We start from the raw sequence: 14,375 nt of genomic DNA on the forward strand, positions 1-14,375 counted from the left end.
AGCGCAGTCTGATGAGCGCAGCGACACTCGCGCGGTCAGAACCGCGAGCTCGTCGGATACCACCCGTCGGACGCGTCGTGGGGACCGACGGAGCGGACCTCGATGTGCTCGAAGGACGCGAAGTCCCCGGCGAGTCGGCCCCAGTTCTCCCGGGTGATCGCGGTGGTGATCGTCGAGGCGATCCGCCCGATACCGCCGTAGATGCCGGAGAGCTGGTTCCCGGTCACGCCCATGGACGCGCGGGCGCCGGTCGAGAAATGGTGCAACCGGGAGAGCCACGGGGCGGTGCCCGGGTCTCGCTCGGTGAATTCGAACCCGGGACCCAGATAGGGACTCAGGCCTGCCGGGTGGTCCACCGCGGGCGGGTGACGGTCGGACCACAGCGCGATGTCGTCGACGAACTCGACGAGTTCCGGACGCAACCGCAGGTCCACCGTGTATCCGGTCGCGGCCAGCACCACGTCGGCGTGGAACCGCCCCCTGTCGGTGTCGATCGCGATCTCCTGCTCACCGGCGTCGGTGGAGACCATCGACACGGCCTTCCACCCGCAGCCGGTGTGCAGTGCGAAGCCGGAGTGGGCGAAGCACCGCCACACCGAGTGCTGGGTGGGCGGCTGCGGGAGGCCACCGGACATCACGCCGAACTCCCACTTGGCGTCGTCGTCGAGGTCGTAGAAGCGTTCCTGCATGCCCGGGAATTCCATCCACCGCAGCGGGTTGGACGCCGGGAGGGTCGCCCGTCGAACGAACACGTGCGCCCGGACCGCGCCGTGGTCAAGAGCGGTGGCCGCGTTGTCGAACCCGGATGCGCCACCGCCCAGCACCGCCACCCGCAGACCCCGCAGCGCGGCGAAGTCGATCGGGTCCTCCGTGTGGAACCAGCGCTCGCGGGGCAGCGAGGAAGAGATGAGGTCCGGCACGCGCGCCCCGCCCCCGCCCGCGAGTCCGAGCGCGCAGACGATGCGCCTGGCCGTTACCGTGGTCTCGTCCCCCGCCGGCCCACTCAGTTCCACGGAGAAGGGCCCGTCCGGGGTGGCGGGCCGGTGGATCGCCGCGACGCGGGTCTGATGCCGGACCCGGACGCCGGTGACCTCCCGGTACCACCGCAGGTAGTCGTTCCAGTCGAGCCGGGGAACGAGCTCGACGGCGGCCCACGCGGCCTCGCCGTACACGGCCTCGAACCAGCGTCGGACGTGCAGGGAGGGGACGTCGAACTCGATTCCCCTCATGTGTTTGGGGCTGCGCAGGGTGTGCATACGGGCATAGCGGTCCCAGCACCCCACCTGCTGCTCCGGACCGTCGTCCACCACCAGGACGCGGTCGATCCGTTGGCGTTGCAGCGCGAACGCGGCGCCCAGGCCGGCCTGCCCCCCGCCGATCACCAGGACGTCGAGCTCGCTGGACCCCGGATCGCGAGGGATCCAGTCGCGCGAATGGCTGGTGGCGGCGATGTCCTCGTGCACACGGGCCCGGAGGGCCGCGAGGCGCTCCTCGGCGTCGGGAAGGCGCCGGGAGTCCTGGGCCGCGGTCACGGTGTCGGGGGCGGAGGCTACGGCGTCGGAGGTCACGGCGGTCATGGCGGAGGAACTCCTGGGTTCAGCGGGCCCGGGTCCATGCCGCGGGCCCACCCGGGTCCTGCGCCCGGGCGGACACCACGGCGATGCCTGACTGATGACTCGACCGCCGCGCCGCGGGACGCGACGGTCGGATCGGCGGGGCCGACCGCACCATCGTGGTGTCGAACCCGAGTCTGGCAGCGTGGTTTTTCGCCTGTGTTACGGGCGCATGAGCCCGGTGTGCCGTGCCAGGGCGACCCGCGCGGCGAGTTGGTCGAGGGCCTCGGGGCTCAGCGTGCCGTGGACGCGCAGGCGGGCGATACCGCCGTCGGGGAACACGTCCAGCCGGACGAACCGCACCGGACCCACCGGATGGCCCGGCTGTCCCACCAGAAAGCGGTGACGGCAGTCCGGTTGGAGGGGCGTACGTGGGACGAGGTCCACCCACCGGTCGGGGTGGTCCAGATCCTCTGCGCGGGCGATCCCACGAAGCGACGCCGACCCCGGCGCGTTACCGATGTAGTAGGAGGTGTCGATCTCCACGTGGTCGACCGACCCCTCGCCCGCGAGCGCCACGGTCACGTGGTCGTTTCCTCCTCCGCGCCGCCGGGAGTTCTCCCAGCCCTCGCCCATGATGCGGGAACGGCCGGGGGCGATGATGTTGGCCGGCGAGGAGTAGAACAGGTCCGAGCAGTCGACCACCCGACCGCCGTTCTCGGCGGCGGCGAGGTCGACGGTTCCCCGCAGGAACGCGGGGTCAGGGGTGGGGTCACCGTGGACCCTCAGTCTTGCGACACCGCCGTCGGGGATCATCCGCAGACGCACATGGGTCACCGGTGCCGCGTCGGGGACCGCGAAGTGATTGCGGGTGTCTCCCGCCGCGTCCGCCTCAGGGACCAGCGGCCGCCAATGGGCACCCGCGAGGTCGTCGACCCCGGGGTAACCGTTGATCCACGCGCCGTCCACGGCGACCTGCGGGGGGTAGTTGCCGCGGAAGAAGGCGGTGTCCACCACGACCCCGCGCACCACGCCCGGCACCCCGAGGCGGACTATCGCGGCGTCCTGCCCGGGCGAGCGCCGCCGGCGTGTCTCCCAGCCGTCGTAGACCTTGCCCTTGTGTCCGAACAGGGATGGGTCGAACACCGGCTCGGAGGCCAGGATCAGGTTCTCCTTCTCGGCGAAGAACTCGTCGTCGGCGTAGACGACACTGCCGGCCAACTCGCGGGAGGCGAGGTCGGGCAGGGCGAGGTAGGCGGGCTCTGTCATCGGAGGTGTCATCTGGGGAGTTCCGTTCGTGAAGGTGGCACAGCTGGCTCAGGTGGACCCGGGCGGAAGACCGCGGTGCCGGCGGCGGGGCCGTCGAGGTCGACGCGACGGCCGGCGAGGTAGACCTCGCGCACCACGCCACCGAGTGCCCGCTGGGCGTACGCGGTGACGGGGTTCTTGTGCTGCAACCGCTCGGGCAGGACCACGAACGCCTCGTCGGGGGCCAGGACCACCAGGTCGGCGCGGGCGCCCGGGCGGATCGACCCGCGGTCGTGAAGTCCGGCGAACTCGGCGGGGCCGGACGACATCCACCGGACGACATCGGGCAGCCCCAGTCCGCGCAGTCGCGCCTCGGACCAGATGATCGGCAGGCCCAGCTGAACCGAGGCGATGCCACCCCAGGCCTGGCCGAAGTCACCGGTGTCGAAGCGCTTGAGCTCGGGAACACACGGCGAATGGTCGGAGACCACCAGGTCGATGGTGCCGTCCCGCAACCCCTCCCAGAGCCGCTCGCGGTTGCCGGCCTCCCGGATCGGCGGGCAACACTTGTAGTGGGTGGCGCCGGGCTGGATCTCCTCGGAGAACAGCGAGAGGTAGTGCGGGCACGTCTCCACCGTGAGGGGCAGCCCCTCCGCCTTGGCCGAACGGATCAGCGGGAGGGCGTCGGCGGCCGAGAGGTGGAGGATGTGGGTCCGGCATCCGGTGCGGCGCACGCCGTCGATCACCTGCGCCACCGCGCGGATTTCTGCGGCGACCGGCCTGGACTCGACGAACCCCGCGTACGCGGGCCCGGACGCGGGAGGCTGCGCGTCGATGGTCCCGGCGTCCTCGGCGTGGACGATCAGCAATCCGTCGAACCCGGCGATCTCCTCCATGGCCGCCACCATCTGCGCGGCATCCAGTGGCGGGAACTCCTCGATCCCGGAGTCGAGCAGAAAGCACTTGAATCCGAACACCCCGCGGTCCCAGAGTTCGCGGAGACGGCCCAGGTTGTCGGGCACCGCTCCGCCCCAGAACGCGGTGTCCACCTGCAGCTTGCCGCCCGCGCTGGCCAGTTTGGCGTCGAGCGCATCGGGCGTGGTGGTGACAGGGCTGGAGTTGAGCGGCATGTCGATCAGGGTGGTCACCCCGCCGCACGCCGCGGCGCGGGTGGCGCTGGCGAATCCCTCCCAGTCCGTGCGGCCGGGTTCGTTGACGTGGACGTGGGTGTCGACGAGGCCGGGCAGCAGCACCACGTCGTCGTCCAGATCCACGACGTGCGTGCCGGCCCGAGTCGGGGAGGTCGGGGCCGCGGGGCCGGTCTCGACGGCCAGGATGATCCCGTCCGAGACCGTCACGGTGGCGGGCACGATCTCGGAGCCGATCACCGCGCGGCGCGCGCGCAGGACAGTCTCGGGGGCGCCGTGTGCACTCATGTCGTGGCCTCCCCTGGGCTGTGGGGGGCCTGGCCGGTGCCGGGTCGCCGAAGCTTGTCGAGCGTGGCCCTGTCCGCGCCGGCCAGACCCTCGACCTCGGCGTCGGTGGCCGCGCCGCAGTCCAGCGCGCGGACGCAGAAGTCGGCCAGCGCGCGGGCGGTGGCCGGCTCGTCGAGGTATCCAGGCGACTCAGCGCCTGAGGCAGCTGATCTGTCGGCTGTGCCGAGGTACGCCGAGAGGCGGGCGCCGGCGGCGGGCAGCGAGCGACGGTAGAAGGCGTAGGTGGCCACGTAACGGGAGACCAGCTGCGCGGGGTGAAGGTCCCAGCCCTGGTAGAAGCCGCGACGCAGGGACCGATCGACCAGCCGCGCGTGCAGCTGCCAGGCAGTGAGGACCGCGTCCGCCTCCCCCACCGGCAGTCTGTTGGTGGAGCCGTCCGACAGCGCCACCCCGGTGCCGGCGGCGGCGACCTGCATGACGGCCTTGGCGTGGTCGGCGACGGGGTGGTCCATCGCCTGGTACTCGGCGGCGATCCCACAGGCCGCCGAGTAGTCGTAGGTGCCGTAGTGCAGCCCGATGCAGCGTCGGTCGGCCGCGTGCACCAGCCGCGCCACCAGCGCGGACCCGTCGGGCCCACAGATCGACTGCGGGGTCTCGATCTGGATCTCGAACCCGAGGGTCCGCTCGGCCAGCCCGCTCGCCTTCTCGAGCTCGCGGCACATCCGCACCATGGCCCGCACCTGGTCCACCGAGGTGACCTTGGGCAGGGTCGGCCGGAAACCGCTCGCCAGACCGCCGTGCCAACCGCCGCCCGCCGCGAGTCCGCTGACGAACCTGGTGAAGGTCCGGATCCCGCGCCGGCGGGTCTGCGGGTCGAGGGAGCCGAACCGCAGCCCCCAGAACGGAGGCAGGAGCGACGGTGCCGCCAGCAGATCCGCGACCACCCGATCGATGTGCGCGTCCTCGTCGCGGTCTCGGGCAGCGGCGGGCACGCCCCGCTGGGTGAAGCCGTCCTCGAAGTCGATGCGGAGGTCCTCGACGGGTTCCCGCTCGAGTTTGCCCCTCACGAGTGCGTGGAGGGATGCGGCCTCAACCTCGGGGTCGGGTCCCCCAGGCACCAGTTCCCCGAACACTCTCACCAGCGTGGGCGCGTCCGGCAGGTGGGTGTCGAAAACCTCGAGCGCGGCCGCGCCGACCTCGGCCACCACGCCGGCGTGGACGCGTTCGGCGGGCAGGTACAGGGTGTGGACCGGTTGGCGGGTGGCGGCAGGGCCCGGAAACCGCCTTGCGAGGTCCGCGTCGGCGCCGGCGAGGTCCGAATCCAGAGCGTCGGCCAGCCCGTCAAGCCCTCTGAGACCTCCTGTCACCGGCGCTCCTGCTGGGCTGCCGCCAGGACTCGCGCGGCCTCGCGGACGGCGGCAGTGTTGGCCCGGCCCTGGCGGGAGCCGGCGAGTTTGGCGGCGATGTGGTCGCGCACGGTGATCGGCTCGTACGCGGACTGGTCCGCGCCGACGAGGCCGGGCAGGGTGCCTACGACCGCGTCGACGTCGCCATCGTGAAAAAACGCCGCCGAGCGCCGCCGCACGATCCCACCGTCGACGACCGGCGGCTTGACCCGGTGCAGGGTGGACATCCAGCGGTCGCCGGTCAGTCGCGCGGTGAGATCCCCCAGGTTCACCAGCAGTCCGCCCTCGACCGGCTGGACGTCGTGCCACACCCCGTCGGAGGACAGGACCTGGAGGCCCGCGACACGGTCGGCCCACAGGACGGTGACCAGTCCGAAGTCGGTGTGCTCGCCCATCCCGGTGAGTTCGCCGTCGAGGGTGATCGGGCCCGGGGGCAGGGCGTAGTTGTTCAGTCGCAGCACGTCGATCGAGTGCCCGGTGATGTCGGTGAACACCTCGGGGGGGACACCGAGTGCGTCGGCGAACGCCCGGGTGAGGGTTCGCGCGACCCGCGAGGCCTCGTCGAAGTAGGCGTCGATCCGGGCCCGGAAGTCCCCGCACTCCGGCCACACGTTGATCCCGTAGTCGGCCTCGTCCAGGGCCAGGTCGGGGAAGGAGCGCGCCTCGACGCCGACGTTGAAGGCCTCGAAGAAGTCGTTCATCCGGCTGGCGGACTCGACTCCCAGGCTCAGGCTGAGCGTCTCGCTCTTCGGTGGGCTGTAGCCGCGGTTGGCGTCGGCCACGCGATAGCTGTTCTTGGTCTCGGGGGGCAGTGCGAAGAACTCGTCGATAGCCCCCGCCAATCCGTCGATCACCGCGTCGTCGATGCCGTGCCCGACGATCTGCATGAATCCCACCTGCGAGCACGCGGCGTCGATCTCGCGGGCGACGCGCTCACGGGCTGCGGGCGTGTCGTCGGCGGGCGTGTCGTCGGCGCCGCCGGAGCCGGTGGTGTACGGGCTCAGGTCGATCACCGGGACGCTGAACCCGGTCTGTGGGGTGCTCACTGCTGGGGTGGTCGCTGGTGATGTGGTCATGTCCGCTCCCGGATCTGGGGTGCCGGCCGAGGTGACGGGGGCCGGGGTACCGGGGCGCGGCCTGCCGGTGAGAGGTGGCCGAGCCGATGACCAGTTGTATCCGCGCGCTATTACCGGCCGGATACCCAGTGTGTCACGGGTGTTACGGGGCGGGCAGAAGGTCCCCGGGCACGTCCACGTCGCGCGGCGACCCGGTGTCCCCGCACGGCACCTCGACCACGGAGTCGGCGTGCGCGCGCAGGTACCGACGCGCGCCGACGTCACCGACCGCCGACGCGATCACCCCCGGGTGGTGTCGTCCGCCGAGCAGCACCGGGTGACCCCACCGGCCGTCATAGGTCGCCACCGCCAGGTCCGCGCTGTGGCCGTCGCCGGATCCCGCCCCGCGGACCCGCCGCACCGCGTCCACGCCGAGCCACGGCATGTCCACCGGCACCACCACCACGTCACGCCCCGCCACCGCCACCAGGCCGGCCCGCAAAGACGACCCCATCCCCGAGTCCCATTCCTCGTTGTGCACCACCCGCGCGCCGGCCACGTCGACCGGGGCTGCTCCGGTGACGACGACGACGAGGTCGCATCCGCCCCCGCGCAGCAGCCCTACGGCGCGGTCGACCAGGCGCACTCCCCGGTACTCGACCAGCGCCTTGGGCCCGCCGAAGCGACGACCCGCTCCGGCCGCCAGCACGAGCCCCACCCTCGCGGTCACCGGTGGATGGCCACGTCGAGGCCGGTGAGCGGGGCACCCGTCCCGCCCCGATGGTGGGCGACGAGCTCCGCGGCGATCGATACGGCCGTCTCGGCGGCGGTGCGGGCGCCGAGGTCAAGGCCGATGGGTGAGCGGAGTCGCCCCAACTCGCTCTCGGCGACGCCCGCCTCGCGGAGCAGCGCCAGGCGCTCGAAGTGGGTGCGCCGGCTGCCCATGGCGCCGATGTACCCGGCGTCGGTGCGCAGGGCTTCGGCGAGCAGTGGGATGTCGAAGCGGGGGTCGTGCGTGAGAACGCAGATCGCGGTGCCCGGGCCCACGCGGGTCCGCCGCAGGAACTCGTGGGGCCAGCACCGCACCACCTCGGCGGCGTTCGGGAACCGCTCCGGGCGGGAGAAGACGGGCCGGGCGTCACACACCGTGACTCGGTAACCGAGCAGGTGCCCGATGGTGGCCAGGGCCTCGGCGAACGCGGTGGCGCCGAACACCAAGAGCTGAGGCGGAGCGAGGGACTGCACGAACACGCGCCCGGCTGCGCTCTCCACCAGCGCGGTCCCCGGCCCGCCGAGCATCTCGGCGGCACGGTCGCGGGCCGGGGACAGGTCGTCGGTGTGCTGCGCGTCCTCGTCGTCATCCTCCGTCGGCGGTGTCCCCACCACAACCGTCCATTCACCGGAGCGGGGTCCGTCCAGGACGGTGGTGATCGCCACCGGCCGTCCCTCGCCCAGGGCGGCGGTGACGCGGTCGACCGCATGCCTGCCGTGGGCGGGGACGTACTCCACGTACACCTCCAGGCTTCCGCCGCAGGTCGGGCCCACCGCCAGGAGTTCGTCGCCGTCGGGGCCGAACACCGCGGAGGCCGGCCGCCCGTCGGCCACGACCTCCTGGCAGAGCGTGAACACCGCCCCGTCCACACACCCGCCGGAGACCCCACCGACCAGCTCTCCGGTCGCGGCCACGGCCATCGCTGTGCCGGTGGCCAGCGGGGCGGAGCCGCCGGTGCCCACGACGCGGGCGAGCGCGCACGGGATCCCCTCGGCGCGCCACCGGCTCACGGTCTCGGCGACGGTGTCCATGCGCACATCGTGACGCGGCGAGATTGCGCGGGTGTTTCGCCGGATCGCGCCGCGAGTTACGCGTGGACGAGTCCTCCGCGTCGCGCGTCCTCATTGACTCGCGCGTCCTCTTTGCCCGCTCCCATCCGGCTTCCGCGTTCCCTATGGACCAATCCGCCCGCGCAAGTCGACAACGCAGCGCACTCAGTGGTGGCGGGCACCCATGAGGTGGAGGATGCGGTGGACGGTGTCGTCGGCGAGCGAGTACCGGACCACCCTGCCGTCCTCGGGGTCGCGGACCGCGGTCACCCAGCCCCGATCCCGCAGGATGCGCAGGGCCTGGGACGCGGCGTTGCGGGTGATCCCGGTCGCGGCGGCCAAGTCCGAGACGGTCGCGACCCCGGGGCCCGCCTGGTGCATGTGCGCGAGCAGGCCCAGCCGGGTGGGGTCGCCGAGCAACTCGAAGCGCTCGGCCCAGTCTCCCAGCTCCATCGCTCCCCCTCCGTCACCCGCGCTCGTCACCTGCATTATCCGTTAACAACGCTGACACATCCACTGGCTACGCTCTGCCCACTATGTGTCCAACCGGACACCTACCCTTGTCTGGCAGGAGCTGTGCGTGAGATCGATCGTCACCCTGGTCGGCGCCGGCCTCGCCGTCACCCTGGTCCTGGCCGGCTGCTCGGTGCCCACCTCCTCCCCCGCCGGGGGCCAGGGAGAGGGGGGCCAGGGCGAGGTGGACCAGATCGTCCTGGCGGACGGCGGGGACCCCGGTGAGTTCAATCCGGTGGCCGGATACGGGTCGACCGGCGTCTCCCCGCTGTACGAGGGGCTCCTGCGCCCGGCCGCGGAGGACGACTCGACGTTGCCCCGGCTCGAACCCGCCCTGGCCGCGGAGGAGCCCGAGGTCAGCGACGACGGCCTCACCTGGACGGTCCGACTGCGCGACGAGGTGCGTTTCCACGATGGCTCGCAGCTGGACTCGGGCGACGTGGCCGCCACCTACCGAGCCGTGGTCGACCCGCGTTCGGCCTCCCCCATCGCCTCGGACTACTCCACGATCGAGCGGGTCGAGACCCCGGACCCTCTGACCGTGCGCTTCCACCTCCACGCGCCCGACCCGGGGATGCCGGCCCGGCTGCTGCTGGGCATCGCCCCCTCCGAGGCGCTGACCCCGGGACCGGCCTCGGCATCGGTCCTCAACTCGGAGCCGGTCGGCACGGGCCCCTACCGGCTCGACCGCCTCACCGCCGCGGAGGCCGTGCTCGAGGCCTTTCCCGAGCACCGCGACGGCCCGCCCGAGGTGACCCGACTCGTCATCCGCTCGGTTCCGGACGCCGATGCGCGGGCGCAGATGGTGAGGGCCGGGGAGGTCGACGGAGCCTCGCTGCCACCCCGGCTCGCCGAGGGGCTGGCCGATCGGGACGGCCTGGAACTGGTCTCGGTGGCGTCGGCGGACTGGCGCGCGGTGGCGCTACCCATGTCGCATCCGTTCGCCGGCGATCCCGCGGCCCGGCGGGCGCTCAACGTGGCCGTGGACCGCGACGGGCTGGTGGACCGCGTCCTGTCCGGGCACGGCAGGCCGGTGGCCTCCCCCATCAGCGACGCCTACCCGGAGTACGAGTCCTCACCGTTCACCGAGGCGCGGGACGCGGGCGAGCGCACCGCCGAGGCGACCGAGATCCTCCGGGAGGCGGGATGGCGGCCCGGCGACGACGACGTGCTCGTCCGCGACGGCGAGCGCGCCGAGTTCACCCTGGCCTACCCGGCCACCGACCCGGTCCGTCGCGAGCTGGCCTCGGCGTTCGCCGACCAACTACGCGACCTCGGGGTGGCGGTGACCGTGTGGGGCGGCAGTTGGGACCAGATCGAGCAGCGGATCGGGGAGGTGGCGATCCTGCTCGGCGGCGGCGACAACCCCTACACCGTGGACACCCAGGCCTACCGGGCCCTGCACTCACGGACCGCCGCGACCGGCCCGCTGGACAACCCCGGGGACTTCAGCGACCCGCGGGTGGACGCGGCCCTGGACGCGGCCCGCACCACCGCCGACCCCGTCGAACGCACGGAGTTCTACCGCGAGGCGCAGCGCGCCTACGCCCGCGCCCCCGGCCACGTATTCCTGGCCACTCTCGACCACACCTACGTTCTCCGGAACATCGGCCACACCCGGCCCGCACCGATCCTTGAACCGCACACGCACGGTGTGACGTGGGGTCCGTGGTGGTCGCTCGCCTCCTGGACCCGCGACCGGTGATCCGCCGACTCGGCGAACGCCGCTCCGACCTGGCACGCCTCACGGCCCGTCGCGCCGTCGCGGCGCCACTGGTCCTGGTGGCCGTCACGGTCGGTGCGTTCGTCCTGGCCGCGGTCTCCCCCCTGGAGCCGCTGGCCGCCCACTTCGGTGCCGGATACGAGCGCACCACCGTGGCCGAGCGAGCCGCCGCGGCCGCCGCGCTGGGGACCGATCTGACGTGGTGGCAGGCGTGGTGGACGTGGGTGGGCGGACTGGCCGCCGGCGACGCCGGGTTCTCTCACTCCTACCGGCAACCGGTGCTCGAGGTGGTGACGCAGCGGTTGCCCTGGACGGTCCTGCTCTCCGCCACCGCACTCGCCCTGGCGCTCGCGGTCACCCTCGCGGCCGGTGTCGCCGCCGCCCGCCGACCACACGGCGCCGTCGACCGGGCCCTGGCCGCGATGGCCGTGCTGCTCAGCGCCGTGCCCCCGTTCGTCCTGGCCATGGGGTCGGTCGCGGTGTTCGCGGTGACGCTGGGGTGGCTGCCGGTCACCGGGGCGGCCCCGCCCGGACAGGACCCCACGCTCGCGACCCTCGCACGCCATCTCGTCCTGCCCGCGGTGGCGCTGGCCGCGGGTCAGGTCCCGTGGATGCTGCTGGCCCTGCGCCGCTCGGTCCTCGACGCGGAGGCCTCCGCACCCGTGGCCGAGGCCCGCGCCCGGGGGCTGAGCGAGCGCACGGTGCTCACCGGGCACATCGCGGCCGTGTCGTGGACGCCGCTCATCGCGCTGATCGGGGCGCGGCTGCCCGAACTCATCGCGGGTTCCCTGGTGGTGGAGACCGTCTTCGCCTGGCCCGGCCTGGCCGCCGCCACCGTGGACGCCGCCCTGGAAGCCGACTTCGCGCTGCTGGCCGCGGTGACCCTGGGCGCCTCGGCCACCGTCCTGGTGGGGACCTGGCTCGCCGACTGCCTGCTGCTGCTGGCCGACCCCAGGGTGCGGATCGATGCGTGAGTACGTGACTCCCCGCCGCCAGGCCCCCCGCCTCCTCCTGCCCCCCCGCCGCGCCGTCGCGATGCTCCTCCTGGCGCTGGTCGTCGCGTACGCGATCGGCTGGCCGCTGCTCGCCCCGGCGGGGTGGGCGGGCACGGATTATCTCCGCGCCGGTCTGGCCCCGGGATGGCCGCACCTCATGGGCACCGACTCGCTGGGCCACGACACGTCCGTGCGGGTCGCGCAGGCGCTGCAGGTCTCCCTCGCGGTGGCCGCGGGGTCGGCGCTGGCCGCGGCGGGGATCGGCGTGGTCGTGGGCGCCGCCGCCTGCGCGGGCGGGGCGCGCGTGGACGCGCTGCTCATGCGCCTGACCGACGCCGTGGCCGCGGTCCCGCACCTGCTGGCGACGGTCGTGGTGGTAGCGCTGTTCCGGGGGTCGATCACCGCCCTCGTGGTGGCCCTGGCGCTGACCCACTGGCCTCCGGTGGCGCGGATCGTGCGCGCCGAGACGCAGAAGGTCATGGCCTCCGGGTACGTGGCCGCCTCGCGGGTGGCCGGGTTCTCCCCCGCACGGCTGGTGCGCCACCACGTGCTCCCGGCCGTCGCCGGGCAGGCGGGGCTGGCGGTGGTGGTGATGCTCCCCCACGCCGTGTGGCACGAGTCCACCCTGTCGTTCCTCGGCATCGGGTTGCCGCCCGAGGAGGCGAGCCTGGGGACCCTCATCGCCCTGTCCCGCGAGGATCTGCTGCTGGGTCGCTGGTGGGCGTTGGCCTTCCCGTCCGCCGCGCTGATCGTGGTGACCGGGGCCATGGCGCTGCTCGCGCCCGCCGGCCGGCGTGGTCCCCGCGGGCGGTCACCGCTGCCGAGGTACCGATATGACGACGACGAGGTGCTCACGCAGGCGCTCAGAGTAGACGGGCTCACGGTCCAGCTGCCCAGCCCCGACGGTCGCCCGCGCTCCGTGCTGGCGGACGTCACGCTGGCCGTGCACGCGGGCGGCGTCCTGGCGCTCGTCGGCGAGTCGGGGGCCGGAAAGTCGACCCTCGCCGACGCCTGCTGCGGCCTGCTCCCTCCCGGGGCGCAGGTGCGCGGCCGGGTGGTGCTGCCCGGAACCGTGGGCCACGTTCCTCAGTCGGCGGCCACCGCGTTCACGCCCACCCGGCACGTGCGCGGGCAACTCGCAGAAGCTCTCGCCGTGGCCGACCGGGGCCCCGATGCCCGCCGTTCGGTCGCCGACCTGTGCCTCGAGGTGGGTCTCGACCCGGCGCTCGCCGACCGCTACCCACACCAGTTGTCCGGCGGGCAGCTGCGGCGCGCGGCGATCGCGGTCGCGCTGGCCATCACCCCGGCGGTGCTCGTGGCGGACGAGCCGACCGCCGGGCTGGACGCCGGGCCCGCCCTGGCCATCCTCCGGCTGCTGCGCCGCCTGGCCGCGGAGCGCGGCATCGGCGTCGTGGTGATCACCCACGATCTGGCCGCGCTGACCGTAGCGGACACCGCCGACGAGGTAGCCGTGCTCCGGGCGGGGCGCCTCTGCGAGCTGGGAGCGGCCTCGCGGGTGCTCGTCGACCCCGAGAGCCCGTACACCCGTGAGCTCCTGGCCGCCGCACTGCACTCGGAGTCCACGGCCGCTGTCGATCCCGCTGTCGATCAAGCTACCGATCCCGCAGCGAACCTCGGGGCGACCGTGGGGTCGTCGTCGTCATGACTCTCGTCGCCGACCGGGTCACCTACCGCCGTCCCGATGGTGGGTTCGCCCTCCCACCCACCGATCTGGTCATCCGGCCCGGACGGATCACCGCCCTCGTCGGCCCCTCCGGGTGTGGCAAGACCACTCTGGCGCACCTGTTGGCGGGCCTGCTCGCCCCCGGGTCCGGCTCGGTGACCGCGGCGGGTGCGCGTGTGCGCCGTCGCCGGGGCCGCCTCCCCGGTCACACGGCCCTGCTGGACCAGGATCCGATGGCCGCCTCCGATCCGACTATGACGCTGCGCCGCGCCCTCACCCTGGCGGCGTCGGTGCGCGGCGTCACGGTGGACCCGGACGCGCTGGCGGACGAGGTCGGTCTGGACCCGGCGCTGCTGGACCGCCTCCCCGCGGAGGTCTCGGGCGGGCAGCTCCAGCGCGCGTGCCTGGCCCGCGCACTGGCCCAGGAGCCCCGATATCTGATCGCCGACGAGGCCACCGCGCACCTGGATCCTCTGAGCACGGCCGCGATCGCCCGCACACTCCGCCGGCGTGCCGACGGCGGCCTCGGCGTCCTGGCGATCACCCACGATCGTCGACTGGCCCGCAGCTGGGCCGACGAGGTGAGGGAGTTGGGGGTGTGACTCCAATGCCGTCCGCAACCGCATGGCTCGATGACGCACGACAGACACGCCGGCAGGGGCTATCCCAGAGCGTTACGCTCCGACAACCGGGTTGCCGCCGCCGTCGAGCTCAAGCTGCAGCTCGGTGGTCGCGAGGGCGGTGCCGGACGTCGGGCACGGTATCGACCCGCTCTGCGTGGCGGTGAAGTTGACCCCACTCTGGCTGACGGCATTCGCGATGCCGGTGCCATTGTCATAAGGCACCGGTCCGACCGTGCTGGCGTTGACTGCCAGGTCGCAGGTGGCCGCACCCTGGCTGTACGACGCGGTCATCCCCCCGTTGGGGATCACCAACGAGCC

The 14,375-nt window shown here is 73.1% G+C and carries 13 protein-coding genes; 4 read left to right on the top strand and 9 right to left on the bottom strand.

Annotated elements, in window-relative coordinates; genetic code table 11:
* Positions 1 to 35: 35 nt before the first annotated feature.
* The 8 genes from CEY15_RS09405 to CEY15_RS09440 all read right to left on the bottom strand — a co-directional run bounded on the left by CEY15_RS09405 (position 36) and on the right by CEY15_RS09440 (position 9,008).
* Positions 36 to 1,577: an NAD(P)-binding domain-containing protein gene (locus tag CEY15_RS09405; RefSeq protein ID WP_095718211.1), complete on the bottom strand. Its 1,542-nt coding sequence runs from the start codon at positions 1,575 to 1,577 to the stop codon at positions 36 to 38.
* A gap of 198 nt (positions 1,578 to 1,775) precedes the next feature.
* Positions 1,776 to 2,822: an allantoicase gene (gene alc, locus CEY15_RS09410; RefSeq protein WP_095718212.1), complete on the bottom strand. Its 1,047-nt coding sequence runs from the start codon at positions 2,820 to 2,822 to the stop codon at positions 1,776 to 1,778.
* Between the two features lie 8 nt (positions 2,823 to 2,830).
* Complete coding sequence (gene allB / locus CEY15_RS09415; RefSeq protein ID WP_095718213.1) at positions 2,831 to 4,237, bottom strand: allantoinase AllB; 1,407 nt, start codon at positions 4,235 to 4,237, stop codon at positions 2,831 to 2,833.
* On the bottom strand, positions 4,234 to 5,604 hold the full coding sequence (locus CEY15_RS09420) for a DUF6986 family protein (protein ID WP_095718214.1): 1,371 nt from the start codon (positions 5,602 to 5,604) through the stop codon (positions 4,234 to 4,236). The genes allB and CEY15_RS09420 overlap by 4 nt, the downstream gene beginning before the upstream one ends.
* On the bottom strand, positions 5,601 to 6,719 hold the full coding sequence (locus tag CEY15_RS09425) for an isopenicillin N synthase family dioxygenase (protein ID WP_095718215.1): 1,119 nt from the start codon (positions 6,717 to 6,719) through the stop codon (positions 5,601 to 5,603). The genes CEY15_RS09420 and CEY15_RS09425 overlap by 4 nt, the downstream gene beginning before the upstream one ends.
* Positions 6,720 to 6,861: 142 nt before the next feature.
* Entirely contained in the window at positions 6,862 to 7,428 is a 567-nt protein-coding gene (locus CEY15_RS09430) for a nucleotidyltransferase family protein (RefSeq protein ID WP_095718216.1), read from the bottom strand.
* A complete protein-coding gene (locus tag CEY15_RS09435; RefSeq protein ID WP_095718217.1) occupies positions 7,425 to 8,501 on the bottom strand; it encodes an XdhC family protein in 1,077 nt (358 codons plus the stop codon). Before CEY15_RS09435 ends, CEY15_RS09430 begins: the two co-directional genes overlap by 4 nt.
* 183 nt (positions 8,502 to 8,684) lie before the next feature.
* Complete coding sequence (locus CEY15_RS09440) at positions 8,685 to 9,008, bottom strand: ArsR/SmtB family transcription factor (RefSeq protein WP_428844193.1); 324 nt, start codon at positions 9,006 to 9,008, stop codon at positions 8,685 to 8,687.
* A 91-nt stretch (positions 9,009 to 9,099) separates the two neighbouring features.
* On the opposite strand from CEY15_RS09440, the gene CEY15_RS09445 reads away from it, so the two are divergent.
* Genes CEY15_RS09445 through CEY15_RS09460 form a run of 4 tightly spaced genes read left to right on the top strand, consistent with a single transcriptional unit; the run spans position 9,100 to position 14,036 of the window.
* Positions 9,100 to 10,737, top strand: a complete 1,638-nt coding sequence (locus CEY15_RS09445) for an ABC transporter substrate-binding protein (protein ID WP_245847457.1) — start codon at positions 9,100 to 9,102, stop codon at positions 10,735 to 10,737.
* Positions 10,734 to 11,729, top strand: coding sequence for an ABC transporter permease (locus CEY15_RS09450; protein ID WP_245847459.1), 996 nt, complete (start codon positions 10,734 to 10,736; stop codon positions 11,727 to 11,729). The genes CEY15_RS09445 and CEY15_RS09450 overlap by 4 nt, the downstream gene beginning before the upstream one ends.
* Positions 11,722 to 13,416, top strand: coding sequence for an ATP-binding cassette domain-containing protein (locus CEY15_RS09455; RefSeq protein WP_095718220.1), 1,695 nt, complete (start codon positions 11,722 to 11,724; stop codon positions 13,414 to 13,416). The genes CEY15_RS09450 and CEY15_RS09455 overlap by 8 nt, the downstream gene beginning before the upstream one ends.
* Positions 13,413 to 14,036, top strand: a complete 624-nt coding sequence (locus tag CEY15_RS09460) for an ATP-binding cassette domain-containing protein (protein ID WP_095718221.1) — start codon at positions 13,413 to 13,415, stop codon at positions 14,034 to 14,036. Before CEY15_RS09455 ends, CEY15_RS09460 begins: the two co-directional genes overlap by 4 nt.
* Positions 14,037 to 14,108: 72 nt before the next feature.
* On the opposite strand, the gene CEY15_RS09465 is transcribed toward CEY15_RS09460, so the two are convergent.
* A complete protein-coding gene (locus CEY15_RS09465) occupies positions 14,109 to 14,348 on the bottom strand; it encodes a hypothetical protein (RefSeq protein ID WP_141244237.1) in 240 nt (79 codons plus the stop codon).
* Positions 14,349 to 14,375: the final 27 nt, after the last annotated feature.

Source organism: Dietzia natronolimnaea (assembly GCF_002289575.1).
Lineage (GTDB): Bacteria > Actinomycetota > Actinomycetes > Mycobacteriales > Mycobacteriaceae > Dietzia > Dietzia natronolimnaea_A.

What these genes read in the sequence shown, in the direction of transcription:
- CEY15_RS09405 (WP_095718211.1), bottom strand. Translation starts at nt 1,577, where the DNA reads ATGACCGCCGTGACCTCCGACGCCGTAGCCTCCGCCCCCGACACCGTG.
- alc (WP_095718212.1), bottom strand. Translation starts at nt 2,822, where the DNA reads ATGACAGAGCCCGCCTACCTCGCCCTGCCCGACCTCGCCTCCCGCGAG.
- allB (WP_095718213.1), bottom strand. Translation starts at nt 4,237, where the DNA reads ATGAGTGCACACGGCGCCCCCGAGACTGTCCTGCGCGCGCGCCGCGCG.
- CEY15_RS09425 (WP_095718215.1), bottom strand. Translation starts at nt 6,719, where the DNA reads ATGACCACATCACCAGCGACCACCCCAGCAGTGAGCACCCCACAGACC.
- CEY15_RS09435 (WP_095718217.1), bottom strand. Translation starts at nt 8,501, where the DNA reads ATGGACACCGTCGCCGAGACCGTGAGCCGGTGGCGCGCCGAGGGGATC.
- CEY15_RS09440 (WP_428844193.1), bottom strand. Translation starts at nt 9,008, where the DNA reads ATGCAGGTGACGAGCGCGGGTGACGGAGGGGGAGCGATGGAGCTGGGA.
- CEY15_RS09455 (WP_095718220.1), top strand. Translation starts at nt 11,722, where the DNA reads ATGCGTGAGTACGTGACTCCCCGCCGCCAGGCCCCCCGCCTCCTCCTG.
- CEY15_RS09460 (WP_095718221.1), top strand. Translation starts at nt 13,413, where the DNA reads ATGACTCTCGTCGCCGACCGGGTCACCTACCGCCGTCCCGATGGTGGG.
- CEY15_RS09465 (WP_141244237.1), bottom strand. Translation starts at nt 14,348, where the DNA reads ATGACCGCGTCGTACAGCCAGGGTGCGGCCACCTGCGACCTGGCAGTC.